The organism is Reyranella sp. (assembly GCF_036558665.1).
Lineage (GTDB): Bacteria > Pseudomonadota > Alphaproteobacteria > Reyranellales > Reyranellaceae > Reyranella.
On the sequence record NZ_DATBFE010000035.1, the window covers coordinates 25,689 to 49,628 of the forward strand.

Annotated in this window: 23 protein-coding genes; 7 read left to right on the forward strand and 16 right to left on the reverse strand. The window is 65.9% G+C overall.

Annotation, left to right across the window (positions count from 1 at the left end; all coding sequences use genetic code 11):
* The 12 genes from VH499_RS05160 to VH499_RS05215 form a co-directional block, all read right to left on the reverse strand.
* Positions 1–636, reverse strand: coding sequence for a cytochrome c oxidase subunit 3 (locus VH499_RS05160; RefSeq protein WP_332051624.1), 636 nt, complete (start codon positions 634–636; stop codon positions 1–3).
* On the reverse strand, positions 629–2,302 hold the full coding sequence (locus VH499_RS05165) for a cytochrome c oxidase subunit I (protein WP_332051625.1): 1,674 nt from the start codon (positions 2,300–2,302) through the stop codon (positions 629–631). Before VH499_RS05165 ends, VH499_RS05160 begins: the two co-directional genes overlap by 8 nt.
* Positions 2,299–3,246 (reverse strand): cytochrome c oxidase subunit II, encoded by a 948-nt coding sequence (gene coxB / locus VH499_RS05170; RefSeq protein WP_332051626.1) that lies wholly within the window; start codon positions 3,244–3,246, stop codon positions 2,299–2,301. Before coxB ends, VH499_RS05165 begins: the two co-directional genes overlap by 4 nt.
* Positions 3,243–4,028: an SCO family protein gene (locus tag VH499_RS05175; RefSeq protein ID WP_332051627.1), complete on the reverse strand. Its 786-nt coding sequence runs from the start codon at positions 4,026–4,028 to the stop codon at positions 3,243–3,245. Before VH499_RS05175 ends, coxB begins: the two co-directional genes overlap by 4 nt.
* A complete protein-coding gene (locus VH499_RS05180) occupies positions 4,025–4,414 on the reverse strand; it encodes a hypothetical protein (RefSeq protein ID WP_332051628.1) in 390 nt (129 codons plus the stop codon). The genes VH499_RS05175 and VH499_RS05180 overlap by 4 nt, the downstream gene beginning before the upstream one ends.
* Positions 4,411–5,454 (reverse strand): hypothetical protein, encoded by a 1,044-nt coding sequence (locus VH499_RS05185; protein ID WP_332051629.1) that lies wholly within the window; start codon positions 5,452–5,454, stop codon positions 4,411–4,413. The genes VH499_RS05180 and VH499_RS05185 overlap by 4 nt, the downstream gene beginning before the upstream one ends.
* A complete protein-coding gene (locus VH499_RS05190) occupies positions 5,451–5,987 on the reverse strand; it encodes a cytochrome c (RefSeq protein ID WP_332051630.1) in 537 nt (178 codons plus the stop codon). Before VH499_RS05190 ends, VH499_RS05185 begins: the two co-directional genes overlap by 4 nt.
* Positions 5,984–6,544 carry a DUF3341 domain-containing protein gene (locus VH499_RS05195; protein WP_332051631.1) on the reverse strand — a complete coding sequence of 187 codons (561 nt, stop codon included), beginning with the start codon at positions 6,542–6,544 and terminating at the stop codon, positions 5,984–5,986. The genes VH499_RS05190 and VH499_RS05195 overlap by 4 nt, the downstream gene beginning before the upstream one ends.
* Complete coding sequence (gene nrfD / locus VH499_RS05200; RefSeq protein WP_332051632.1) at positions 6,537–7,889, reverse strand: NrfD/PsrC family molybdoenzyme membrane anchor subunit; 1,353 nt, start codon at positions 7,887–7,889, stop codon at positions 6,537–6,539. The genes VH499_RS05195 and nrfD overlap by 8 nt, the downstream gene beginning before the upstream one ends.
* Positions 7,886–10,681 (reverse strand): 4Fe-4S dicluster domain-containing protein, encoded by a 2,796-nt coding sequence (locus VH499_RS05205; protein WP_332051633.1) that lies wholly within the window; start codon positions 10,679–10,681, stop codon positions 7,886–7,888. The genes nrfD and VH499_RS05205 overlap by 4 nt, the downstream gene beginning before the upstream one ends.
* A gap of 5 nt (positions 10,682–10,686) precedes the next feature.
* A complete protein-coding gene (locus tag VH499_RS05210; protein WP_332051634.1) occupies positions 10,687–11,355 on the reverse strand; it encodes a cytochrome c3 family protein in 669 nt (222 codons plus the stop codon).
* A gap of 95 nt (positions 11,356–11,450) precedes the next feature.
* Positions 11,451–11,735 carry a hypothetical protein gene (locus VH499_RS05215; RefSeq protein ID WP_332051635.1) on the reverse strand — a complete coding sequence of 95 codons (285 nt, stop codon included), beginning with the start codon at positions 11,733–11,735 and terminating at the stop codon, positions 11,451–11,453.
* A 179-nt stretch (positions 11,736–11,914) separates the two neighbouring features.
* Here VH499_RS05215 and VH499_RS05220 point away from each other — a divergent pair, with 179 nt between their 5' ends.
* The 5 genes from VH499_RS05220 to VH499_RS05240 all read left to right on the forward strand — a co-directional run bounded on the left by VH499_RS05220 (position 11,915) and on the right by VH499_RS05240 (position 17,633).
* Positions 11,915–12,706, forward strand: coding sequence for a gluconate 2-dehydrogenase subunit 3 family protein (locus tag VH499_RS05220; protein ID WP_332051636.1), 792 nt, complete (start codon positions 11,915–11,917; stop codon positions 12,704–12,706).
* Positions 12,707–12,722: 16 nt separating this feature from the next.
* Positions 12,723–14,483 carry a GMC family oxidoreductase gene (locus VH499_RS05225; RefSeq protein WP_332051637.1) on the forward strand — a complete coding sequence of 587 codons (1,761 nt, stop codon included), beginning with the start codon at positions 12,723–12,725 and terminating at the stop codon, positions 14,481–14,483.
* A 12-nt stretch (positions 14,484–14,495) separates the two neighbouring features.
* Positions 14,496–15,743 (forward strand): cytochrome c, encoded by a 1,248-nt coding sequence (locus VH499_RS05230; RefSeq protein ID WP_332051638.1) that lies wholly within the window; start codon positions 14,496–14,498, stop codon positions 15,741–15,743.
* A gap of 143 nt (positions 15,744–15,886) precedes the next feature.
* Positions 15,887–16,975, forward strand: coding sequence for an LLM class flavin-dependent oxidoreductase (locus VH499_RS05235; RefSeq protein ID WP_332051639.1), 1,089 nt, complete (start codon positions 15,887–15,889; stop codon positions 16,973–16,975).
* A 19-nt stretch (positions 16,976–16,994) separates the two neighbouring features.
* Positions 16,995–17,633, forward strand: coding sequence for a 2-hydroxychromene-2-carboxylate isomerase (locus tag VH499_RS05240; RefSeq protein ID WP_332051640.1), 639 nt, complete (start codon positions 16,995–16,997; stop codon positions 17,631–17,633).
* 6 nt (positions 17,634–17,639) lie between these two features.
* Here the strand turns inward: VH499_RS05240 and VH499_RS05245 are convergent, their stop codons facing one another.
* From VH499_RS05245 to VH499_RS05255, 3 genes are read right to left on the reverse strand one after another with little or no spacing between them, the layout of a single operon-like run.
* Positions 17,640–17,939, reverse strand: coding sequence for a hypothetical protein (locus VH499_RS05245; RefSeq protein WP_332051641.1), 300 nt, complete (start codon positions 17,937–17,939; stop codon positions 17,640–17,642).
* A 40-nt stretch (positions 17,940–17,979) separates the two neighbouring features.
* Positions 17,980–19,071: an LLM class flavin-dependent oxidoreductase gene (locus VH499_RS05250; RefSeq protein WP_332051642.1), complete on the reverse strand. Its 1,092-nt coding sequence runs from the start codon at positions 19,069–19,071 to the stop codon at positions 17,980–17,982.
* A 3-nt stretch (positions 19,072–19,074) separates the two neighbouring features.
* A complete protein-coding gene (locus VH499_RS05255) occupies positions 19,075–19,965 on the reverse strand; it encodes an alpha/beta hydrolase (RefSeq protein ID WP_332051643.1) in 891 nt (296 codons plus the stop codon).
* Between the two features lie 910 nt (positions 19,966–20,875).
* On the opposite strand from VH499_RS05255, the gene VH499_RS05260 reads away from it, so the two are divergent.
* Positions 20,876–22,228, forward strand: a complete 1,353-nt coding sequence (locus tag VH499_RS05260; RefSeq protein WP_332051644.1) for an ATP-grasp domain-containing protein — start codon at positions 20,876–20,878, stop codon at positions 22,226–22,228.
* Positions 22,221–23,495: an NAD(P)-binding domain-containing protein gene (locus tag VH499_RS05265; protein WP_332051645.1), complete on the forward strand. Its 1,275-nt coding sequence runs from the start codon at positions 22,221–22,223 to the stop codon at positions 23,493–23,495. Before VH499_RS05260 ends, VH499_RS05265 begins: the two co-directional genes overlap by 8 nt.
* A 37-nt stretch (positions 23,496–23,532) precedes the next feature.
* Here the strand turns inward: VH499_RS05265 and VH499_RS05270 are convergent, their stop codons facing one another.
* Complete coding sequence (locus VH499_RS05270; RefSeq protein ID WP_332051646.1) at positions 23,533–23,742, reverse strand: hypothetical protein; 210 nt, start codon at positions 23,740–23,742, stop codon at positions 23,533–23,535.
* Positions 23,743–23,940: the final 198 nt, after the last annotated feature.

Consider the following 23,940-nt stretch of genomic DNA (forward strand, 5'->3'; position numbering starts at 1 on the left):
TCACCTCGCGAGATAGAGGACGGGATAGAGGAACACCCAGATCGCATCGACGAGATGCCAGTAGAGGCCGGTGTTCTCGACGACGATCGAGCGGCGTGGCAACAGGAGCCTCTCGGTGCCGACAAAGGTCGCCACACCCGAGAGGAGGGCGACCCCCACGGTCACGTGCAGGGCGTGCAAGGCCGTGGCGATCAGATAGAGGTTCATGAACAAGTGCTCCACGTTTCCGGTGAAGCGTGCCGGATCGCTGAAGCCGGGCAGCACGCCGTCCGCATATTCACGGCTGTACTCGAAGGCCTTGATGGCAAGAAAGGCAACGCCGAGGACGGCTGCAATGGCAAACAGCATCACGACCGTCCGCCGCTGCCCCTGGCGCGCCGCGTGCACGGCCACAGCCACCGCGAGGCTGGAGGTCAGCAGGACGGCGGTGTTGATGGCGCCGATCCAGATGTGCAGGGCCTTCGATGCCTCGACGACCTCGTGCGGATAGAGGACGCGGATCACAAGGGCGGCGGCGAACAATCCGCCGAACAGCATGATCTCGCTGCCGAGGAACACGTACATGCCCATCAGACCTGCGGCGCGTTGCTGCTCGGCGTCGACGTAAGGGCCGCTCACGTAAGCCTGCTCAGTCATGCCGGCCTTCCCTCTCGATCGGATAGTCGTAGGGTGGGCCATCTACAGTTGGAACCGATTCGAAATTGTGCTTGGGCGGCGGCGAGGGGATGGTCCATTCCAGGCCGGTCGCGCCCCATGGGTTGGGGCCGGCCGCGTCGCCGTAACGAAACGACCAGAAGAGATAGAGGAAAGGCAGCAGGTAGGTGACGGCGAGGATGCTGGCGCCGGTCGAGGAGAAGACGTTGAGCACGTGGAATTCCGGCGGATAGTGGTGATAGCGCCGTGGCATGCCGAGATAGCCCAGGATGAATTGCGGGAAGAAGGTGAGGTTGAAGCCCAGGAAAATCATCAGCGCGGTGAGCCGGCCCCAGATCAGCGGATAAAGCCGGCCGGTGATCTTCGGCCACCAGTAGTGCAGGGCGCCGAAATAGGCCGCGACCGTGCCGCCGACCATGATGTAGTGGAAGTGGGCGACGACGAAGTAGGTGTCGTGGACGTGCACGTCGACGGCCAGCATGGCGAGGATCAGGCCGGTCAGTCCGCCGACGACGAACAGGCCGATGAACGAGGCGGCGAAGAGGAACGGCGGATCGATTGCAATGTGGCCTTTGTAGAGCGTCGCCGTCCAGTTGTAGACCTTGATGCCGGACGGCACCGCGACCGCGAGACTGAGGAAGGAGAAGACCGCGCTTGCATATATGGACTGGCCCGACACGAACATGTGGTGTCCCCAGACCAGGAAACCGATCGCCGCGATCGCGATCGAGCAGCCGGCGACGAAGTTGTAGCCGAAAACGGGCTTGCGTGCGGCGGCGGCGACCAGCTCGCTGACGACGCCGAGCGCCGGCAGGATCATGATGTAGACGGCGGGATGGCTGTAGAACCAGAAGAGATGCTGGTAGAGCAGCGGATCGCCGCCCAGCGCCGGATTGAAGATGCCGACGCCGAACAGCCGCTCGGCGGCGATCAAGGCCAGCGTGATCGCAAGCACCGGCGTCGCCAGGACGAGGATCAGCGCGGTCGCGTAGTGCGACCAGACGAAGAGCGGCAGCCGGCCCCAGGTCATGCCGGGGCAGCGCAGCTTGTGCACGGTGACGATGAAGTTGAGCCCGGTCAGGATCGAGGAGAAGCCGACGATGAAGACCGCGGTCGCGGCCAGCACGACCTTGCCGTTGGCGAACATGGAGGAGAGCGGCGTGTAGAAGGTCCATCCGGTATCGACGCCGCCCGAGATCAGGACGTAGACCGTGAACAGGCCGCCCAGGATGTAGATGTACCAGCTCGCGAGATTGAGCCGGGGAAACGCCATGTCGCGGGCGCCGATCATGATCGGGATCAGGAAGTTGCCGAACGTGTTGGGGATCGATGGAATCAGAAAGAACCACACCATGATCACGCCGTGCAGCGTGAAGGCCCGATTGTAGCCTTCGTTGGACAGGATGAGGCCATTCGGCTCCAGGAGGTCGATGCGGACGAGCGCCGCCGCCGTGCCGCCGACGAAGAAGAAGATCGTCACCGACACCAGATAGAGGAGCGCGATGCGCTTGTGGTCGGTGGTAAAGAACCAGGACCGCAGGCTGTTGCCGGCGCGCAGGTAGCTCGTGCGCTGGGCCGGCGTCTCCGACAGCCCGCGATCGTCGAGGTTGTCGCGGTCGGGGCCGGCTTTGAGGGTGCGAATGCTCATCGGGGAGCCTCCCGCGGTTCGGCGCCAAGGGACTTGATGTAGGCCACCAGCTTCAGAACGTCGGCCTCGCTCAGCACGTTCTGGAAGGTGGGCATGATGTGCGGATAGCCGGCCGCGATCTGCGATTGCGGCAACAGGATGCTGTCGCGGATGTACTGTTCATCGGCGATCACCGTCTGGCCGCTCTCGAGCGGCACCTCCTTGCCGAACAATCCGTTGAGGGCCGGCGCCTTCACCGTGGACGCGGGCCCGTGGCAGCCGCTGCAGCCGCGGCTGCGGAACAGTGCCTCGCCCTGCGCCGCGAGCGACTGATCGACGCCGGCCTGGTCGAGCCAGCGGGCGTAGGCGGCCTGGCTCAGGACGAAAACGTGACCGCCCATGAGCGAATGATCGGCACCGCAGAACTGCGAGCAGCGCAGAGGGTAGCTGCCCTCCTTGTCCGCCTTGAACCAGAGACTGGTGTAGCGGCCGGGCACGACGTCCTGTTTCAGGCGAAGAGCGGGGATGAAAAGGCTGTGAATGACGTCCTGTGACGCCATCGTCAGCCGGACCGGCTTGCCGACAGGAATATGGAGGTCGTTGATCTCGCGCTGGCCGCGCGGATGCTGGAACTTCCACATCCATTGCTTGGCGACAACCTGGATCTCCAGTGCATCCGGCGGCGCGCGATGGATGTCGAAATAGAGCCGCGTCGCCCAGACGTAGAAGATCAGCAGGAGCAGAAAGGGAACGATCGCCCAGGAGAGCTCCAGCGCCATGTTGTGGTCGATCCGGTGCGCGCGGTTGGCGGCGCGACCGCGGCGATATTTGACTGCGAACACCAGCATCAGGATGAAGACCGGCGCCGACAGGAGCATCACGAGCACGAAGATCGCGATCGTGAGGTGATCGACCTCGGTCGCATAGCCGGAGGCCTGAGCAGGCCAGAGCGGGAAGTGGCTCATGACGCGCCGCGCTGCATCCGCCGACGCTCGCCCAGGATCGCCAGGCCGATGAGCGCACCGGCCGCGATGACCGTGATCGCGCCGCCGATCCGCAGCGCCATCCAGATCAATGACCCATACCGCCCGGTCTGCGGATCGTAGTGGTAGCAAAGCAGCAGGAGCTGATCGCCCCACGAGCCAATTTCCCCTTTGCCCGCCTCGGTCAGGGCGAGCCGGAGATCGGTGGAGTCAGGCGAGATTCCGTAAAGCCATCGCGACAGGCGTCCGTCCGGCGTCAGTACCGCGACTGCGGCAATATGGGCATATTGCTGCAGGTCATTGTCCCAGGCGTACCGGTAACCCAGCCGGTCGGTGACAAGCTTGATGTCGCCTTCGGTGCCGGTGAAGCCATGGAGGCCATGGCGCAAGGCCGGGAACGACTGCCGTAGCTTGTCGAGCGACCCCCGGGCATCGGCCGGACCTTCCCGCGGATCGATGCCGAAAGCGACGACGGTGAAATCCTCGCCCGGCGTGAACTTCTGGCCGGTGACCGCCCGGGCGAGCCCGGCCAGCGTCAAACCACAGATATTGGGACAGCGATGGACGACCGGCGCGAGCACGATCGGCTTGCCGTTGGCGGTCTGGCGCAGCGTCGTTGGCTTGCCATCCTCGTCCTGAAAGACGAGGTCGAGCGGAATCCTCGCACCCGCTCGACGATCGATGCCGGCCGTGCGGAAGGGATCGAACGCGAAGGCGCTGCCGCAAGCCGTCAGGACGAGGATGAGGGCCAGCACCGCTCTCATTGCGAGGATCCCTTCTTCCCGTCGCCCGGGTCGGGCCATCCGCGCTCGACCAGGAGCTGCATGGCGCGCTCGATCGGGATGCGGGCGCGATCGTGCTTCTGGTCGAGCCAGGCGTAGCCTTCCAGCCGCCGTCGCGCGGCTGCTTCGATGGCGGGGCGATCGCTGCCCTCGAGCACTTCCAGATGCGGTCCCGGCGGCAGCGCTTGCTGACGTGTCGCCGACCACCAGGGACCCGCGATGGGCAGATGCGGGAAAAGCGTGAACAGGCCGGCCACCACGCCGCAGGAGAGGACAATTCCCGCGAACAGCGCGAGCACCAGCGCGCCGATGCGGCCAGCCGAGAGATCACGCCGCTCATGACTGGCCGATGTGGCCGGCGGCGTCACGACGGCAGCCTCGCCTCGCGCCGCTCCAGTCGGACCAGCACGAGGGGCGCGACACCGAAGACGACCTTCGTCAGCAGGCCCAGCCCCAGCAGGGAGGCAAGCGCGGCGATGGCGCCGACCGCTTCGTGGTCCTGCACGGTCGGCATGACCAGCCATACCATCTCGAGCATTTTGCCGGCCAGCACGGCGACCGACAGGGCCAGGAGCCAACGGATGCCGTTGCGAATGGGCGGGAAGAAGAGAAGGAAGGCCGGCGCGAGCTGCAGGATGGCGATCGCATATTCGGCCGCCGACCAGACGCCGTCGCCCCGCTGCCGATACCACGCCACGCTGGGCGGCAGGTTGTTCGACCAGATGATGAAGTACTGCATGAACGCGAAGTAGGCCCAGAACAGCAGCGCGCAGAGGAGGAGACCGCCCAGCACGCCGGGCCGATCGGGAGGATGACCACTCGTGAGGCGCACGACGAGAAGGACCGAGAGCGCGATGATCATCTGATTCGTGAGCGTGTAGAGCCCGAAACCGGAGGAATGGAACGCGGGATCGCGGGACATCAGCCAGTCGACCGCGATCGTGGTGGCGAGCAGCACATAGACGATCAGGCCGCCCGCCGACACCGGTCCCGACCAGGCGGGCCGCACGACGAGCAGCAGGGCGAAGGCCGTGAGACATGCGAAGAACGCGACCGTGCGCAGGACGAAGAAAGCCGGTGAGAGATAGACGGCGCGATAGCCCGAGCTCGCCTCGGCCACCCACGGATAGAGCGCCCCGAGGCCGAGCAGTATCGGCAGCGCGGCGACGGCAGCGAACGGAAGCAGGACGAGCGTGCATTCGGCGGGATATGACAGCTCCTGCCGCCAGGGACCGGGAATCAGCCGCATCATCATCAGCAGGCCCAACGCGCCGATCGGCAAACCACTCCAGAACGCGAAGCCGGTGAGCCACCCTGCAAGTGCTGCCCGGCTGTCCGCGAAGGCGAGCAGCAGAGCCACCGCGCAGGCGGCCGTTCCAGCGGCGAGGCAGAATTGCCTGCCTTTCACCGCCCGCCCCCCTCGAGCTTCGTGCGGTCCGCCGCCGACAGCGCGGAGGCCGGTGCATCCTGGCTGAGCTGGAGGGCGCGAATGTAGGCCGCGATCGCCCAACGATCGGCCGGCGACACACGGTCGGCATACGAGTACATCACGCCATGACCATTGGTGATCACGTCGACGAAGTAGGACGAAGGCGCGTTGCGCAGGCGGTCGATGTGGAAGCTGGGCGGATGCGGAAAACCGCGACTCGGCACGATGCCCTGCCCGTGACCCGACAGATCATGACAGGGCGTGCAGTAGATTCCGAACCGCTCGCGGCCGCGCGCCAGAAGCTCGCCGGTCATCGCCGGACGCTCGCGCAAGGCCTGGCGTTGTGCGGGATCGTCGCGCGCGATCGTGCCGTCCGGCGATGCTTGCAGCGACATGCCGTTGGCGAAGAGCGTGCTGCGCTCCTCCGAGTCGTAGCGCGGCTGGTGACGCATCTGGTCGCATGACGAGACCGCTGCCAGAAGCATGGCCACGATCGCGAACGCCGAATTCATTCGGGCACCTCCGTGTGCTCGACCGGCGATATCCGGGTTGGCGTCAGTGTTTCGAGAAAGGCGCGCGTGCGCTCCTCCTCGAACAGCGGGTCGTTGCCGAGGACCAGCAGGAAGAATTTGTTCGAGCTCGCCAAATGAAACTCGTCGAGATCGAACAGGGGGTGATGCAGGCGCGGCAGGCGGTTGAGCGCGAGCATGCTGCCGATCGCGAACAGGACCGCGAACAGCACCGTGAGCTCGAAGGTGATCAGCATGAAGGCGGGCGGAGCCACCAGGGGCCGGTTGCCGATGTCGATCGGGAACGCATGATTGGTGTAGACCTGCATGCCGTAGCCGACGGCGGCGCCCACGATGCCGCCCAGCAGCGTGAAGAGGGGCACGCGCTGATCGGCGAAGCCGAGCCGCTCGGCCAGCCCCTCGATCGGGAAGGGTGTGTGGGCATCGAGTCGCCGGAAACCCGCCTGGCGCGCCTTCTCGACGGCCTCGATCAGCCGCTCCGGGCGGTCGAACTCGGCCAGCATGCCGAACAGGCCGGCGCCGGGAGCGGGCTCAGCCATGCGCCTGCTCCTTCTTTCCCTTCTCTTCGAACAAGGCCTCCTTGACCTCGAACGAGGAGATGATCGGCAGGAAACGCACGAACAGCAGGAACAGCGTCAGGAAGACGCCGAGCATGCCGGCGAACAGCGACCAGTCCCAGAAGCTCGGATGGTATTCGCGCCAGGACGAGACGAGGTAGTCGCGATAGAGCGTAGTGACCAGGAGCATGTAGCGCTCGAACCACATGCCGACCGTCACCGAGAGGCTTATCAGAAAAAGCAGGAGAGGCTGTACGCGGACGCGGCGAAACCAGAGGAGTTGCAGCGGCACGAAGTTGGCGACGACGGCGCCCCAGTAGCTCCAGGCATAGACGCCGCCCAGCCGGTCGAGCAGGGTGCCCATCTCCTGGTGCTCGCCGGCGTAGAGCGTGTCGAACACCTCTGCCCAATAGCCGTAGGCGGTCATCAGGCCGGTGGCGAGAAGGAGCTTGGCCAGGAGATCGAGATGGCGCGGTGTCACGAGGTTCTGCAGGCCCAGCGCGTGGCGCAGCACGATCGCGATCATCGATACCACGGCAAAGCCCGAGAAGGCTGCGCCGAGCACGAAATAGGGAGGGAAGACGGTAGAGGTCCAGCCCGGTATCGGCCCGGCGGCGAACAGCAGCGAGACTTCCGAATGGACCGACACGACCAGGGGAACGGCGATGGCGGCCGTCAGGCGGTAGGCCTGACGCCACCGCGCCCAATGATGGGCCGAGCCGCGCCATCCCAGGGCCGCGAGCCCGAAGAAGACCTGGGTCCGGCGTTTCCTGGCGCGATCGCGTGCCGAGGCGACGTCGGGAACGATGCCGATGTACCAGAACAGGATCGAGACGGTGAGGTAGGTCAGGACGGCGAAGAAGTCCCAGGTGAGTGGGCTCTTGAACTGCGGCCAGACCGTCATGGTGTTGGGGTAGGGCGCGATCCAGTAGAAGAGCCACGGTCGGCCGAGATGGACCAGCGGATAGAGGCCGGCGCAAACCACCGCGAACAGCGTCATCGCCTCGGCGAAGCGGTTGAGCGAATTGCGCCAGTGCTGCTCGAGCAGCAGCAACATCGCCGAGATCAGCGTCCCGGCATGGCCGATGCCCAGGAACCAGATGTAGTTCGAGATGGCGAGGCCCCAGGCGACGGGAATGTTGTTGCCCCAGACACCCACGCCGTACCAGAACAGCACCGTGACGGAGACGAAGAACGAAAGAAGCAGGAGAAGCGCCAGACCGAAGCAGGCCCACCAGGCGCGCCGGTCCGGATAGTCGAGGGCGATGTCGACGATCTCGCCGGTGATCGCGGCATAACCGCCTGGCGTCGGAGCGGCGTCCGTCATGACGGACGCCTGTCGGCCCTGACGCGCGCAAGATAGGTGGTGCGCGGCCGCGTGTTCGCTTCCTCGAGCAAGCTGTAGTCGCGGGGACTCGCCTTGCGGCGGCTGACTGCGCTTGCGCGATCCGTGACATCGCCGAAGACGATCGCCTGGGTCGGGCAGGCCTGCTGGCAGGCCGTCACGACATCGCCGTCGCGGATGGGATGGCCCGCGATCTGGGACGCGATGCGCGCGGCGCTGATGCGCTGGACGCAGTAGGTGCATTTCTCCATGACGCCGCGGCTGCGCACGGTGACGTCAGGGTTGCGCATGGCGCGGAGCTGCTCGGGATCGTCGCCGGTGTTCTCGAACCAGTTGAAGCGGCGCACCTTGTAGGGACAGTAGGAGGCGCAGGTCCGCGTGCCGACGCAGCGATTGTAGACCTGAAGGTTGAGGCCGTCGTGACTGTGGACTGTGGCATTGACCGGGCATCCCATCTCGCACGGCGCCTGCTCGCAGTGCATGCACGGCACGGGCTGGAAGCTGGAGCTGGGCTCGTTCGCATCGCCCTCGAAGTAGTGGTCGACGCGCAGCCAGTGCATCTGGCGGCCCTGCTCGACGAGCTCTTTGCCCACCACCGGCACGTTGTTCTCGGCCATGCAGGCGACCATGCAGGCATTGCATCCGATGCAGAGATCGAGATCGACCGACATGCCCCAGGAGGGGCTGTCCCATTTGCGCTCCGGATAGAAGCTTGCCGCCTCAGGGTGTTTCTTGACGGGCCTGTCGGCGCGATCGACGCGGCGGACGAAGTCGAAACCGTCCATCTCCTGATGAAGCTGCGTGCTCGCCACGACGAGGTGCTTGCCGGTAGTTCCGAGCCTGGCGCCGTCGAGGACCCATGATCCGGCATCGTTGCACAGGGCAAACGCGTCATAGCCGAGCCCATGGGGCAGCGGTCCCGTCCGATCCGCACCGTAGCCGAGCGTCACGGTAAGGGTCTTGTCGTCCTGACCGGGCGCGATCCAGGCGGCACCGGTGATGCTGCGTCCGTTCGCTTCGAGTCGTAGCTCGTCTCCCCTCGAGATCCTGCGTTCGGCCGCGAGCCTCGGACTGACGACGACGACATTGCCCCATGTCACCTTGCTGATCGGTTTGGGCGTTTCCTGCAGCCACGCATTGTTGGCGAAGCGGCCGTCCCAGATCGTCGGATCGGGCCGGATATCGATCATGAGGGCGCCGGCGGTCGGGGCCTTGATGGAGACGTTGCGGTTCGCGATGGTCGGCAGGACAGGTGTGGGCGCGCTGTCGGCTACAAATCCACGCACCAGGGAATCGCGCCATCGGTCGTCGAAGTCGCTTCCCCACGCATGACGCCAGGTGGCACGCACGAGATCGTGGTCGGACCGCGTGTCGCCGGCCCATCTGTCGAGGACGGCGTGCAGCGAGCGCACATCGTAGAACGGCCGGATCAGCGGCTGCGTGAGACAGACCGTCCCGTCGACCGAGCAGGCGTCGGTCCAGCTCTCGAGGTCATGCTGCAGTGGCACGTGCCAGTGGCTGAGCCGCGCCGTCTCGTCCACGTAGAGGCCCGCATGCAGCGTGAACTCGACCTTCTCCAGAGCCTGCCGGAAGGCGAGCCCTGCAGGCGTGGCATAGGCCGGATTGACCTCGAGCATTACCAGCGTCGAGACGCGGCCGGCGTTCATGTCCCCGGCCAGCGCCGCGACGGAATTTTCGTCGTCCGGAGCAGGGACGCTCGTGATCGGATCGATGAAGGTCAGGGTGTTGCCGTGGGCTCCCAGCCGCTCGTTGATGAGGAGCGCAACGGCATGGACGTCGGGGGCATGGGCTGCACCCACGGTGACAACCGATGAGCCGTGACTGGCTCGGAGTGCCTCCATGACCTGCTTTGTCCAGGTCCTCTCCGTGGGGGCGAGAGGAGCGGCAGGCGCCGGTCCGACGCCGAGCTCTTGGGCGATGGCTGCAACGAGAAGGCCGATGCGTGATGGAGAGACAGTCAGACGATGGTCGGCCATCGATCCCGTCGTGGTCAGGCTCGACTCGGCAACATGAAGCTGTGAAGCGCCCTGTCCCTGCTGCCAGGCGAGCCGACGCTTGGACCAGCGATGGGCGTAGGGCGCCTGTCGCGGCCCCGCACCCAGAAAGTCGTCGTCGAGGCTGACGACGACGTTCGCCTCGTCGAGGCGAAGAAGCTGATCGAGCCGCCGGCCGAACACCGTCTGCGCCGCCTGTTGACGGTTGGCGTCGCTCAGCGGCTCGCTCACGTGCCAACGCGCCTTCGGCCAGCGCCGAAGAAGGTCGGAGATCTGGCGCAGGAGAGTCGGCGAGCTGACGGCGCCGGTCAGCAACCGCAAGCCCTCGCCCTGGCGGGCCTCCAGCGTCAGGCGGCGCCCGGCGACAGCGGCATCGAATGCGGCCCACGTCGCTGCCTGGCCGAGCAGTTGCGGGGCTTGCGACCTCGCGGGATCGTACAGGCCGAGCAGCGCGGCCTGCATGAAGACGTCCGTCGCGCCGCCGGTCAGGGGATGATCCGCATTACCCTCGAGCTTCACCGGCCGCCCGACATAGGTCTTGCCCAGGACGGGCTGCGCGCAGCCTGAGAAGCCGACCGCGGTCGCGTACCACTTGGGCTTTCCCGGCACGACGAACTCCGGCGCATTGACATAGGGAAGGGCGCGCTCGTCGGCTCGGGCACGCCGGCCGGCGGCCGAAGCCAGCGCCAGCGACGCCGCCATGGCGCGCAGCAGCGAGCGGCGATCGATGTGGGGCGGCGTGCGCGCTTCGCGATCCATATCCATCACCTGTGGCACGTGCTGCAGTCGATGAGCTTGGCCGGCTCGATGTGGTAACGCGCCATCATGCGGCGGCCAAAATCCGCATGGCGTTCGGGGTGGCGGTCCCACTCACTCCAGTCCATGCGCGTGACCTGGTCGCGTGGGCGCAGATGGGATGCGGGATCACGATGGCAGGCGAGACACCATCGCATCTGGAAGGGCTCGGCCCGCGCCAGCAGCGGCATCCGATCGACCCGGCCGTGACAGGTGACGCAAGGCACGCCGCGCGAGATATGGATCGAATGGTTGAAGTAGACGTAGTCGGGTAGTCGGGCGACGCGCCGCCATGCGATCGGCGTGCCGGTGGCCAGGCTTTGCCGGACCGGTGCCAGCATCGGCGCGCCGGTCCAGATCTCCGAATGGCACGTCATGCAGACATGGGTGGGAGGCAATCCCGCCTCGGCGCTGACTTCGACCGAGGTGTGGCAGTAGCGACAATCGATGCCAAGAGCGCCGACGTGATGGGCGTGGCTGAAGGGGACCGGCTGGTCACGGACCCAGCCGACGAGCGTCGCATAGGTTGCGTCCATGAAACCGCCGAGGAAGAGGAGGCAGCCCGCGAAGACGAGGGCGACCAGCAACATGCCGGTGCGCAAGCGGGTGTCGGCCGACGCGGTGAAGATTTGCGGCATGTGGTGGCGACGCTCCGCGCGCAGGGTCGCACCGGAAACGGTCTGATTGGCTTACGGTTGCGACTCGCGCGCGGATGCCGCGGGCATCGGTTCCGCTACTGTTGTTGCGGCAGCGGTACCTTGGAGTCCTCTAGCTTCGCCTGCAGGATCGGAATGCCCTTCAGCGGATGGTGCTGCTTGCAGGCGGCCTTGGCATAGCTGCCCTCTACCGTCGGAACGCGGTTGTGGGAGTGACTGGCGGCGTAGCGATCATAGTTCTTGGAAAGCACGGTGCAGTACTTCTGAACGGCCGGAGCGGGCCGGAGTTCCTGGGCGTCCGCCAGCAGCGGCATGCCGAGAAGGACACAGCAAAGCGCAAACAGTGTGGTATGCGTGAACATGACAACCTCCTCCGTCATGAACGAGCGCCGGTCGTATCGTGTTGCGATATGGTTATCGAGGCCGCGTCATCCCGTCACTCGAACCGGGCACGCAACGTCTGCCTCCCACGCAACGTTCATTTGAAAATGCAATCAGTGCAAGCGCCGTCGTTCGCCGCGAACGGCGCCGGGAGGAGCGCATGTCCGGGTCTCTGCGCCGCCGCGACGTCCTTCTTGCAGGCGCCGCCTTTGCGTCGGTATCGCTGAGTGGGCGGTCGGATGCCCGGGTGTATGGCGGCGGCGCTCCCTGGACGCCGGGCATCGCCCCCGGTCTTGCCGACGTTCCGCAGACCATCCCCGGGGGCGATTTCAAGTTCTTCACGACGGCCGAGGCTGCCTTCATCGATGCCGCCGTGGCCCGTCTGATCCCTGCCGACCATCTGGGGGCCGGCGCGAAGGAAGCGGGCGTGACCGTATTCCTGGATCGCCAGTTGGCTGGTCCCTACGGCCGTGCCGAGCGCTGGTACATGCAAGGTCCGTGGCATGACGGGACCAAGAGCCAAGGCTACCAGAGCCGGCTTTCGCCAGCCGAGCTCTATCGTGCGGCGATCAGATTCATCGATCAACATTGCCGCCAGCAGCTTGGCGGCAAGGGCTTTGCCGAGCTGTCGACCGATCAACAGGACAGCGTCCTCAAGGAGATCGAGAAGGGCAAGCTCAAGATTGCCGACATCGGGCCGCACGCGGTCGAGATCGAGGGCGCAAAGGGCCCCGACGGCGATACTTTCTTCGCGGTCCTGATGCAGAACACGATCGAGGGCTTCTTCTCCGATCCGATCTATGGCGGCAACCGGGACATGGTGGGCTGGAAGCTGATCGGCTTCCCCGGCGCTCGCTACGACTATCGACCTTACGTGGAACGGCACGGCGAGAAGCTCGACCTGCCGCCGGTCGGCGTCCGCGGGCGCCCGGAATGGAAAGACCAGAGCTGAACCGAGGAGGCGGATTATGGTGAAGAAGCTGCCGTCGGTGGACGTGGTGCTGGTCGGCTTCGGCTGGACGGCCGCGATGGTGGCCGAGGAGCTCACCGCGGAGGGGCTGAACGTCGTTGCCCTCGAACGAGGGGCGTGGCGGGACACGCCGACAGACTTTGCGGTGACCTTCGCCCAGGACGAGCTGCGCTACATGTGGCGCAGGAGCCTGTTCCAGGAACCTGCCCGGCAGACCCTCACCTTCCGCAACAGCATGGACCAGACGGCCTTGCCGATGCGCCATCTCGGCTCGTTCCTGCCGGCTACCGGTGTCGGCGGCGCGGGCATCCATTGGAACGGCCAGACCTGGCGCTTCCTGCCGACCGACTTCGTCGCGCGCAGCCACAACGAGGCACGCTATGGCACCCTGCCCGAGCACATGACGATCCAGGACTGGGGCGTCACTTACGACGAACTGGAGCCCTTCTACGACAAGTTCGAATACCTTTGCGGCATCAGCGGCAGGGCCGGCAACATCAAGGGTACCATCCAGGACGGCGGCAATCCTTTCGAAGGGGCCCGCGCCAGGGACTATCCCAATCCGCCGCTGCGGATGGTCTACGGGCCGACGCTGTTCGCGGCGGCGGCCAGGGAGACCGGGCACAAGCCTTTTCCCTGCCCTGCCGCCAACATGTCGAGGACTTACACCAATCCGCTCGGCGTCACGCTCGCGCCCTGCACCTATTGCGGCTTCTGCGAGAAGTTCGGTTGCGGCAACTACTCGAAATCAAGCCCCCAGACGACGATCCTTCCGGTACTGATGCGGCGCGACAACTTCGAGCTGCGAACACAATGCGAGGTGCTGCGCGTGAACCGCGACAGCAGCGGCAAGCGCGCCACCAGCGTCACCTACATCGATACCGAAGGCCGCGAGTTCGAGCAGCCCGCCGAGATGATCTTCCTGTGCGCCTTCGCCCAGCACAACGTGCATCTGCTGCTGCTCTCGGGCATCGGCAAGCCGTACGATCCGAAGAGCGGCGAGGGCGTGATCGGCCGCAACTATGCCTACCAGGTCGTGTCATCGGTCGACGTTTTCTTCGACGACAAGATCATCAATCCGTTCGTCGGTGCCGGCGCGCTCGGCGTCGGCATCGACGAGTACAACGGCGACAATTTCGATCATGGCGGCCTGGGCTTCATCGGCGGCGGCTATCTCGCCTGCTGGAATACGCATGGCCGCCCGATCGAGCTGCATCCGGTCCCGAAGGGAACGCCCAAATGGGGCGGCAAATGGAAGGAGGCGGTGGCGAAGAGCTACCTGAGGACGGCGACGATATCGACCCACGGCGCGGTCATGAGCTATCGCACCAACTACCTCGATCTCGATCCGACCTATCGCGATGTCCATGGCCGGCCGTTGCTGCGCCTCACCTTCGACTTCGGCGAGAACGAGCATCGCCTGTCCGACTACCTGACCGATCGGGCGGCCGAGATCGCCAAGGCGATGAAGCCGCGCGAAATCCACGCCAAGAAGCGCGAAGGCCACTATTCCGTCGTGCCCTACCAGACGACGCACAATACGGGAGGCGCTGCGATGGGCAGCGATCCCAGGACGAGCTTCGTCAACCGCTACCTGCAGAGCTGGGACGTCTCCAATCTCTTCGTCATGGGTTCGACGGTCTTCCCCCAGAACGCCGGATACAACCCGACGGGAACGATCGGTGCACTGACCTATGCGGCAACCGATGCGATCAAGAGCAAGTATCTCAAGAACCCCGGCCCCATGGTCCAGGCCTAGGCGGAGGCACCGGTGAAGATCGCCGCGACATCCATCTCCTTGGGCTTCGGATTGGCCTGCCTTCTCGGTCTCGCTGCCGAGAGCGCGGCCGCCGACACTTCCTTCGCCCGGATCGAGCGTGGACGACATCTTGTCACCGCCGGCGACTGCATCGCCTGCCATACGGCACAAGGCGGCAAGCCGTTCGCCGGCGGCCGCCCGATAGAAACGCCGTTCGGCACGATCTACTCCGCCAACATCACGCCGGACCGCAAAACGGGCATCGGTGCCTGGAGCGACGACGATTTCTACAAGGCGCTCCATCGGGGCATCGCCCCCTCGGGCGCGCATCTCTATCCGGCCTTCCCCTATCCGTACTTCACCAGGCTGAGGCGCGACGACGTGCTGGCGATGCGTGCCTATCTGAACACCATCGATCCGGTGAAGTCGCAGCCGCGGCCGCCGGACCTCGCCTGGCCGCTCGGCTACCGCTTCCTGATGAGCGGATGGAACCAGTTGTACTTCGATGAAGGCGACTTCCACCGCGCGCCCGACAAGAGCGACGAATGGAACAGAGGCGCCTACCTCGTGCAGGGGCCGGCGCATTGCGGCGCCTGCCATACGCCCAAGAATTTCGCCGGCGGCGACAAGACCGGCCATGCGCTGCAAGGCGGCGTGATCCAGGGCTGGTTCGCGCCCGACATCACGAACGACCGGCGCACCGGCATCGGATCATGGAGCGGCGACGAGATCGTCGAGTACCTCAAGACCGGACGCAACGACCGAAGCGGGGCGACGGGCATGATGGCCGAAGTGGTCGCCGATTCGACTTCCAAGCTCCCCGATCAGGATTTGCGGGCGATTGCTGCCTACCTCAAGGATCAGAAGGGGGAGGAGCCGGCGCAGCCCGAGTCGCCCTCGCAAGTGGCCATGAAAGCAGGGGCGGCGGTCTATTCCGATAGCTGTTCAGCTTGTCATCAGATGAACGGCAAGGGCGTGCCCGGCATGTTCTCGCCGCTTGCCGGCAGCGCGAGCGCTCAATCGACCGATCCCACGACCTTGATTCGCCTTGTGCTGGAGGGTGGACGGACGGTGTCGACGGACGCCCGGCCGACGCCCTCCTCGATGCCGGCCTACGGTTGGAAATTGACCGACGAGGAGATCGCGAACGTCCTCACTTTCGTTCGCAACCACTGGGGCAACGTCGCCGCGCCGGTCGAAGCGAGCAAGGTCGGGGCCATCCGCGAGAAGCTGCAAGAGACAAGCCACGCCTCGCGTTGAGCGAAGCCGCGGGCAAACGAGCGTAGACGGCACCGGATCGATCCGCCCGCATCTCGAAAAGCCAGCCGGGGTACGCGGATGCCTCTTCAATCGGGCGTCGACAGGTGCCACGCTCTCCTTCCGGCCGAGCGAAGGAGAGCGTCATGTCTGTGCGGGTGATCGGTATGATCGGCGTCGCGCCGCCGAGTGGCGAAGCGACGGTCCATGTCATCAAGGGTGGCATCTCCGTGCCCTACCTGCGGGCCTTCGCCCAGGCGCACGAGGCGGCCGGCTTTGATCTCGCCCTGGTCGGCTATACGGCATCCTCGGCCGAGGGTTTCCTCGTCGCCCAGTATGCCGCCCAGCAAACCGATCGCCTCGGTTTTCTCATCGCCCATCGGCCGGGTTTCGTGGCGCCGACACTGGCGGCGCGCAAGATCGCGACGTTCGATCATCTGACGAACGGTCGAATTGCATTGCATGTCATCTCCGGTGCGAGCGACGCCGAGCAGCGTGGTGACGGCGACTTCGCGCCGAAGGAAGAACGTTATCGCCGTGCCGCCGAGTACCTCGAAGTGATGAAGCTTGCCTGGACGAGCGAACGCCGCTTCGATTTCGCCGGTGAGTTCTATCGGGTGGAGGGCGCGCGTTCCGACGTGCAGCCGTTGCAGAAGCCGCATCCGTCGCTTTTCTTCGGCGGCTCGTCGGAGGGCGCGCTGGCAATGGGCGCCCGGCACTGCGACGTGTTCGCGATGTTCGGCGAACCCCTCGCGGCGACCGCGCAACGCATCGCCGACTTCCGGGCACGGGCCGCCGTTCATGGCCGCACGCCGACTTTCAACATGTCGTTCCGCCCGATCCTCGGCACCACGGAAGGGGCAGCGTGGGACCGCGCGCGGCGAATTCTGGCGTCGATCCAGAAGCCGGGCGATCCGACCGGCTTCGGCAATGCCAAGAAGCCACTCGACCACTCGGCGCGCCGCCTGCTCGACTTCGCAGCGCAGGGCGAGACGCATGACGAGCGCCTCTGGATGCCGATTGCCGAAGCGACGGGAGCGGTCGGCAACACCTCCTGCCTGGTCGGCACGCCCGAGCAAGTGGCCCGCGCCCTTCTGGAATACTACAGGGTCGGCGTTCACTCGTTCCTGATCCGGGGCTTCGATCCGTTCGACGATACCGTCGATTTCGGGCGCGAACTGATCCCGCGCCTGCGGGCTGGCGCCACCGAGCTCGATCGGGCAAAGGCTGCGTGAGGCGGATGCGGACCAGCCGATGAGCAAGACCATCGAGTTCCACTGGGATCTCGGCAGCACCAACAGCTACTTCGCCCTCCATCTGGTCAAGCCGGTGGCGATCAAGCACGGCGCGACGATCGTGCCGCGGCCGTTCAATCTCGGATACGTCTTTCGCAAGCAGAAATACGTCTTGATGGAGGAGCCGAAAGCGAAGCTTCGCAATCGCAAGGACGATCTGATGCGCTGGGCCAGGCGCTACGACCTGCCCTTCCGCATGCCGAGCAGATTTCCCATGAAGACCAGTCCGGCGCTGCGCGGCGCGCTGACCATGCGACGCTTCGGCAAGGAATGGGAATTCATGGAGGAGATATTCGCCGCCTATTGGGAAAGGGACGATGCGTCGGTTGGAGAACTGACCGGTCTGCTGCCCGTCGCCATGAAGCTCGGCGTCGACCCCGAACGGTTCGCAGTGCTCGCCGACAGTCCCGAGATCCGGAGCGCGCTCGCGTCGGAGACCGACAAGGCCCTGGAGCGCGGCGTCTTCGGCGCGCCGACCTTCTTCGTCGGCGAGGAGATGTTCTGGGGCAAGGATCGGATGGAATTCATCGATCGCGAGCTCGCTTCGCCGAGCCCGCCGCGGACGAAGGACTGCGGTCCTGAATGGCCCGACGTTTGAGGCGCCCTACCTTCGCGACAATATTTCCGTCGCGATGAGGTTCCACTCGTCCTGCAGAGCGAGGTCGGGCAGTGCCCGGCCTGCACGTCGGTACCAGCCGCCGGCGTTGGCCATGTCGCCTTCCTGCCTATGCAAATGCGCATGCACCCAGTCGCAGTCCCGATCTCCTTCGTGCTGCTGGACGCAATGGTGTGCGCGGTCCCAGTCGCCGCGATGCGCCCACCATAGCGCCTGAAGAGCGGGGCCGAGGTTCGGCGGCGGTGCCGCCTCTGACACGCTCTCGCGGAAGGCATCGATCGTGGTCATGGATGCATACCTTTGCTGATTTCGACGCACGCTCCGTTCCTCAATACCGCGCGATCACCTTGTCGGCAAAGTCGCTGAGATTGCGGCGCGCCTCGGCCATCGCCGGCAGCAACGTGATCTCCTGAAGGCCCATGGCCTCGCGCTCGCGCAGCATGGCGATGATTTCGTCCGGCGTGCCGACCAGCCCGCCGGTAGCGCGAATCAGGTCCTCGGTGATGAAGCGGCGTTCCTCGGCCGGCAGAAAGGCACAATGGCCGAGATGGACCTGTTGGTAACGCTTGGCGAGCGGCATCTCCATCTTCTCGGTGAAGGCGAGGTACGCCTCCCACAGATCGCGGCAGCGTCCGGCCACGGTGCTGGTATCGCCATCCTTGTGGTAGAGCTCCCACCAGTAGTGCAGGGTTGCCGCTGCCATTGGGCCGACGGCGTCGATGACGCGATCGGAGGTCATGCTCTCGCCGGGTTCCAGGACACAGGCGTAGGTGAGGGCGGCCGTATGGAAGGCGTCGGGCAGCGTTCGTCCGACGGCGTCGGCGCCCTCGCGCATCACCTCGAGGCTCTTCTGCAGACGGGCCCGGGTCTGGTTGTGCGAACACACCCGTCCGTCGCCGTAGGCGCCGGCGGCCTTGAGCGCCAGCGGGCCGTCCGCCGCGACATAGATCGGCACCGGATGGGCTACGTCGATGAAGCCCTGCGCGGGGTGCAGGAAGCGGATGTCACTATGCTCCTGTCCCTCGCCGTCGAGCGCGTAATCGACCTCGCCGCCATGCAGCAGGGCCCGCAGCACGCGCAGATATTCGCGGAACGACCCGGCTCTCATGGGATCCTTGCCCATGACGCGCATCGCCGTGTGGCCGGTGCCGATGCCGAGGAAGACGCGGCCGGGCGCGAGCTGGTTGATGGTGGCGATCGAATGCGCGGTCACGGGCGCCAGCCGCACGGGCGCGACCGCCACGCCGGTGCCGAGGCGGATGCGCGATGTGTTGGCAGCCGCCAGCGCCAGCACTGCATAGGCGTCGGAATAGAGCATTTGCGAATCGGCGGCCCACGCACAGTCGTAGCCCATCGCCTCGAGTTCGACGAACAGCCTCCAGTCCGAGGCGCGCGGGACGACGGTGACGCCGAACTTCATCGCTCAGGTCGTCCTGCTTCGGATGAAAGCGCCGATCTCGAGACAGCCGTCCCGGCCCTCGGAGAGCACGGGGGCGAAGATCGGAAAGACGTGCGGCATGTTCGGCCAGATCGACAGACGTACGTCGACGCCCGCGGCATTCAATCTTTCGCCGATGCGCGTGGCGTCATCCAGCAGGATTTCCGCCGTGCCCGCCTGCACGAGAATCGGTGGCAGGCCCTTCAGGTCGGCATGGAGCGGCGCCGCCAGTGGCGTCTTCGCATCCTTGCCGCCGAGGTACATGCCGGCCATCCAGACGAGGCCGTCCTTCCGCACCATGGGATCCTGCGCCGCGCGCGCCGTCATGCTGGTGCCCACCCCCTCGAGATCGACCCACGGCGAGATCGCGACGGCGCAGGCCGGCAGGCCGAGCTTGCGATCGCGCAGATTGACCAGGCTGGCGATGGTGAGGCCGCCGCCGGCCGAGTCACCCGCGATCGCCAGCCTGTTCGCGGCGAAGCCTTGCTGCAGCAACCAGCGCCATGCCGCGGCCGCATCCTCCACCGCTGCCGGGTAAGGGTGTTCGGGCGCCAGCCGGTAGTCGATCACGAGGAGCGCGGTGCCGGAGGCAGCCGAAATATCGTAGGCGAGCCGCCTGTGGGTATTGATCGAGCCGATGGCGTAGCCGCCCCCATGCAGGTAGAGCACCGCGCGCCGCGGGTCGCAGCCCGGCGCCTTGACCCATTCAGCCGGCACGCCGTCCGCATTGACTTTCTCGCACTTGGCATCCGGCGCGCCGCCCAGGAAATCGGCCAGCTTCTCGAAGCGGGCGCGCGCCTGGCCGATCTCCGGGGTTTCGGGGGCAGGCCTCGAGCGCAGCAGGTTCACGAGGTCGTCGAGTTGGGCTGTGGTCATCTGGGCGGCCCCTCTGAGCAGGATGTTGCCGCAACAATTCAGGCAATGGTTTGCCGGTTCAAGAAAAGATCTGCCGCTGATCCGACAGACGGTCGGTGCCGTCGTGCCCGTAGCCGACCACGATCAGTGAAGGCGCCACCCGCCTCCGCGGATGGCGGCAAGAGGCGCAATCCGGCCCGGCGCAGGGCGACGACAAAAGTCTTGAGACGCCCGGCCGCGACGCGCGAGGCGGTCGGTACCATCAGGAGGTCGAGCGAAGCCCGGAATGGAGCATCGTGGTCGCCCTGAGCCAAAGCGCATAGTGCGACCAGCGTCGCCTCGTCGCGGCTGACCTCCGAGCAGGGCGGAAGATGGATGTGCAGGCGGCGTCGCGCGCCAAACACGAGGGCATCCATGGCGATCGAGAAATCCGGCAGGACGTCGATCAGGCCGGCCTGCCTGCCTGAAGCCGCGATGGATGGTCGAGTTCTCCGTAGGCAAGGAATGGTCGTGCTCCACTGACGCAGCGCCCACAGAACAAAGCGTTCGCCGATCGGCAGCGAGCAGGCGCAGCCGTGCCGGCCGCAGCTCGGGCGCGTGCTGGTCTCGGGAGGCTCTGGTGCGACGCTCGAATTGCATTCCATGGATCTGCCGTTTCCAAAGGCATCAACTGACGGGCCATGATATGCAATTAATAGTCAATCGCAATACTATCGATCCGGGACGATAAAGCGCGACCAGGAGTGGTCGCTGGTCATTTTGCCACATCATGAACACGGGAAAATCGGTCGCACCGTGATCTAGTGAACGTCCAACGCGCCGATTGGGGTGAACACAGAGCGCATTGGGGGTGTGGGGCGTGAAGGGCATGTCTGATCCGGCCTCTCACGGGGAAGAGGAACGACCGCGTCGGCAAGCACCGCCATCCGACATGTCGCGACCGCGCATTGTCGTGATTGCCACGGTGCATTGGGCGGCGACCACCCGGCTGTGCCTGGAAATGGCCGACCGAGGGTTCGAGGTGAGGGCGCTCACCCCGGCTGACCACGCCCTGTTCAAGATGTGCGCCGTCACCGTGGACCGGCTCGGCCGCACGCGCGCCGAAGCGCTCGAGACGATCCGCCGTGTCGTGGAGAGATATTCCCCCGATCTGCTGATCCCGGGCGACGACCCCGCAATCGAATTGCTGCGGACGTTACACAACCGCGCCGTGCGTGGCCGCGGCCGCAAGCCCGACCAGATGGCCGCACTTATCGAAGCCTCCCTGGGTGCGCCCTCGTCGTTCGTGTTCGCCTACCAGAAGAGCCGGTTTGTCTCTCTCGCCCGGGAGGAGGGACTGTCGGCGCCGAGGACGCAGGTCGTGCGGGACCTGCACCAGCTGCGTGCGCACATCGCCACGGCGCGCTTCCCTCTCGTCATCAAGCGCGACGAGATGTACGGCGGCCAGGGGGTTCGCATCGTGGCGACCGCTGCTGAAGCCGAGCAAGCTTTCCTCGAATTCCGGACGACCGTGGGCCGCGTATTTGCGCTGAGGCAGGCCGTCAGGAGACTCGATCTCGGCCACCTGCGACAGCTCTGCCGGGCGCGGCCGGCCATAACGGTGCAAGAGTACATTGAAGGACGCCCGGCCAATCGCGCGGTCGTCTGCCACCGCGGGCGGGTGCTCGCCGGCCTGAGCGTCGAGGCCCTGCGGACGAGCGCCTGCACCGGCCCCGCCACCGTCGTGCGGGTGATCGACTCGCCGGCAATGGCCGACGCCACTGCGCGTCTCGTGCATCGCCTTGGTCTTTCCGGGTTCGTCGGTTTCGACTTCATGCTGGAAGCCGGCACCGGCCGTCCGTACCTCCTCGAGATGAACCAGCGCCCGACCCAGATCTGCCATCTCGTCTTCAATGCCTCTTCCGATATGATCGGCGCATTGGCGACCGCATTACCGGCGGCCGTCGATCGTCGTGCGACGCCCAATATCGGCTCGGGAACGGTTGCTCTCTTTCCGCAGGAGAGCTGGCGCGATCCGGCCAGCGATTTCCTGCGCACAGCCCATCACGACGTGCCCTGGCAAGAGCCGGAGTTCATCGTGGCCTATCGTGAACCCGTCGCCGCGGAGCCGCTCAGCTGGGTGCAGATCGCTCGGCAATTCCTGCGCAATCCGCGACGTCATTTGGGCCGTCGGACGGAGGTGGCGCCACTTTCGACCGCGAACAATCTCTCAGGCAGCACTTCCGCCTTTGCGTCCTCCGCCTATGCAGAAGCACTTCCCGGAAAGGACGCCATTCATGTCTGACCGAACGGACGTGGCCATCATAGGCGCCGGTCCATACGGCTTGTCCATCGCCGCGCACCTCGCCGATCGCGGCGTTTCGTTCCGGATCTTCGGCAAGCCGATGGAGAGCTGGCTGACGCAGATGCCGCGCGACATGCTGCTGAAGTCGGAGGGCTTCGCATCCAGCCTGTACGATGGCGGTGGCGAATTCTCGCTCGGCAGCTACTGCCGGCAGAAGGGCGTGCCCTATGCCGACCTCGGGCTGCCGGTTCCCCTCCGCACGTTCTGCGAATATGGTCTCGCCTTCCAGCGACGCGTCGTGCCGACGCTCGAGGACGCGAAGGTCACCGCGCTGACGAAGACGCCGGAGGGCTTTGCCTTGCGGCTCGACACCGGCGGGACGTTGAGCGCCCGGCGCGTGGTGATGGCGGTCGGCATCAGCCACTTCGCCCATATGCCCGAATCGCTCGCCGGCCTGCCGCAGACGCTGGTTTCGCACAGCTCTGGCCATACCGGCTTCGCCCGCTTCAAGGGCCAGGACGTCGTCGTTCTGGGCGCCGGGTCCTCGGCGGTCGATGTCGCGGTGCTCGCCCACGAGGCAGGCGCGAGCGTTCGCGTGCTGGCGCGGCGAGACGAGATCGAAATACACAGCAGGATGCGCCTGCCGCGGCCGTTGTCGGACCGGATGCGCCAGCCCATGTCGGGCATTGGCCCGTCCTGGCGATCCTGGTTCTTCACCCATCTGCCCTCGATCTTTCATCTTCTGCCCGAGGCGAGACGGCTGAGGTGGGTGAAAACCCATCTCGGGCCTGCCGGAGGATGGTTCATGGCCGATCGCTTCTTCGGCCGCGTACCCTTCCTGCCGGGACATGCGCTGATCGATGCCAGCGCCGCGGACGACAAGGTGAGGCTCGAATTTGCGACGACGGACGGTAACCGGATGGTGCTCGAGGCCGATCATGTCATCGCCGCGACCGGCTATCGACCGGCCGTGAGACGGCTCGCATTCATCGATCCGGCGCTTGCGGCATCGATCGCCACGGTGAACGACACGCCGATCCTTTCGGCCAATTTCCGGTCGAGCGTTCCGGGGCTCTATTTCGTAGGCCCGATCGCCGCCAACAGCTTCGGTCCGCTGATGCGCTTCGCCGTCGGCGCCAGGTTCGTCGCGCGGCGACTCTCGCGGCACCTCGCGGCGACCACGCGGCGTCTGCCGGGCGTCGCGCGCGGCGCAACTCCTGCCGGCGTTGCCGAGGGACGACTGTCGTCGACCGTCGCCGCGAAGTAGCAGGATCAGACGGCCGCGCGGCGGGGCCACTATGGCCTCAGGCCGCGCTCGGTCCGGGGTCACCGTCATCGCCGCCGTCGCTTGGCCGGTTCGCCCTCTGGCCCGCCTGCGGTGAGTCGCTGGCGCGCGCACGGGCCGCCTTCCTCGCCTTGAGCTTGGGGGCGAGCTGTACGACGTTGTCGTGGGAACCCTCCTGACTCGGCCCGCCCGGCTTACGCCCGAGCTTTTCGTCGGTCCTCGATGTCATGCACAATCTCCATCCTGGCGGTCGCAATTCGGCCCTTGGCCTTGCGGGTTTGGAAGGCGCCGTGTTGGACACGCGTCAGCGTGTCGAGCAGACCAAGATCGGATTGTTCCGCGACCTCGCTGCGAACGTTCCCCGAGCCCGATAGGTGACGGCGGGCGCCGAGCTCGGGGCTAGATGTCCGCGATCAGATTGCCTGAA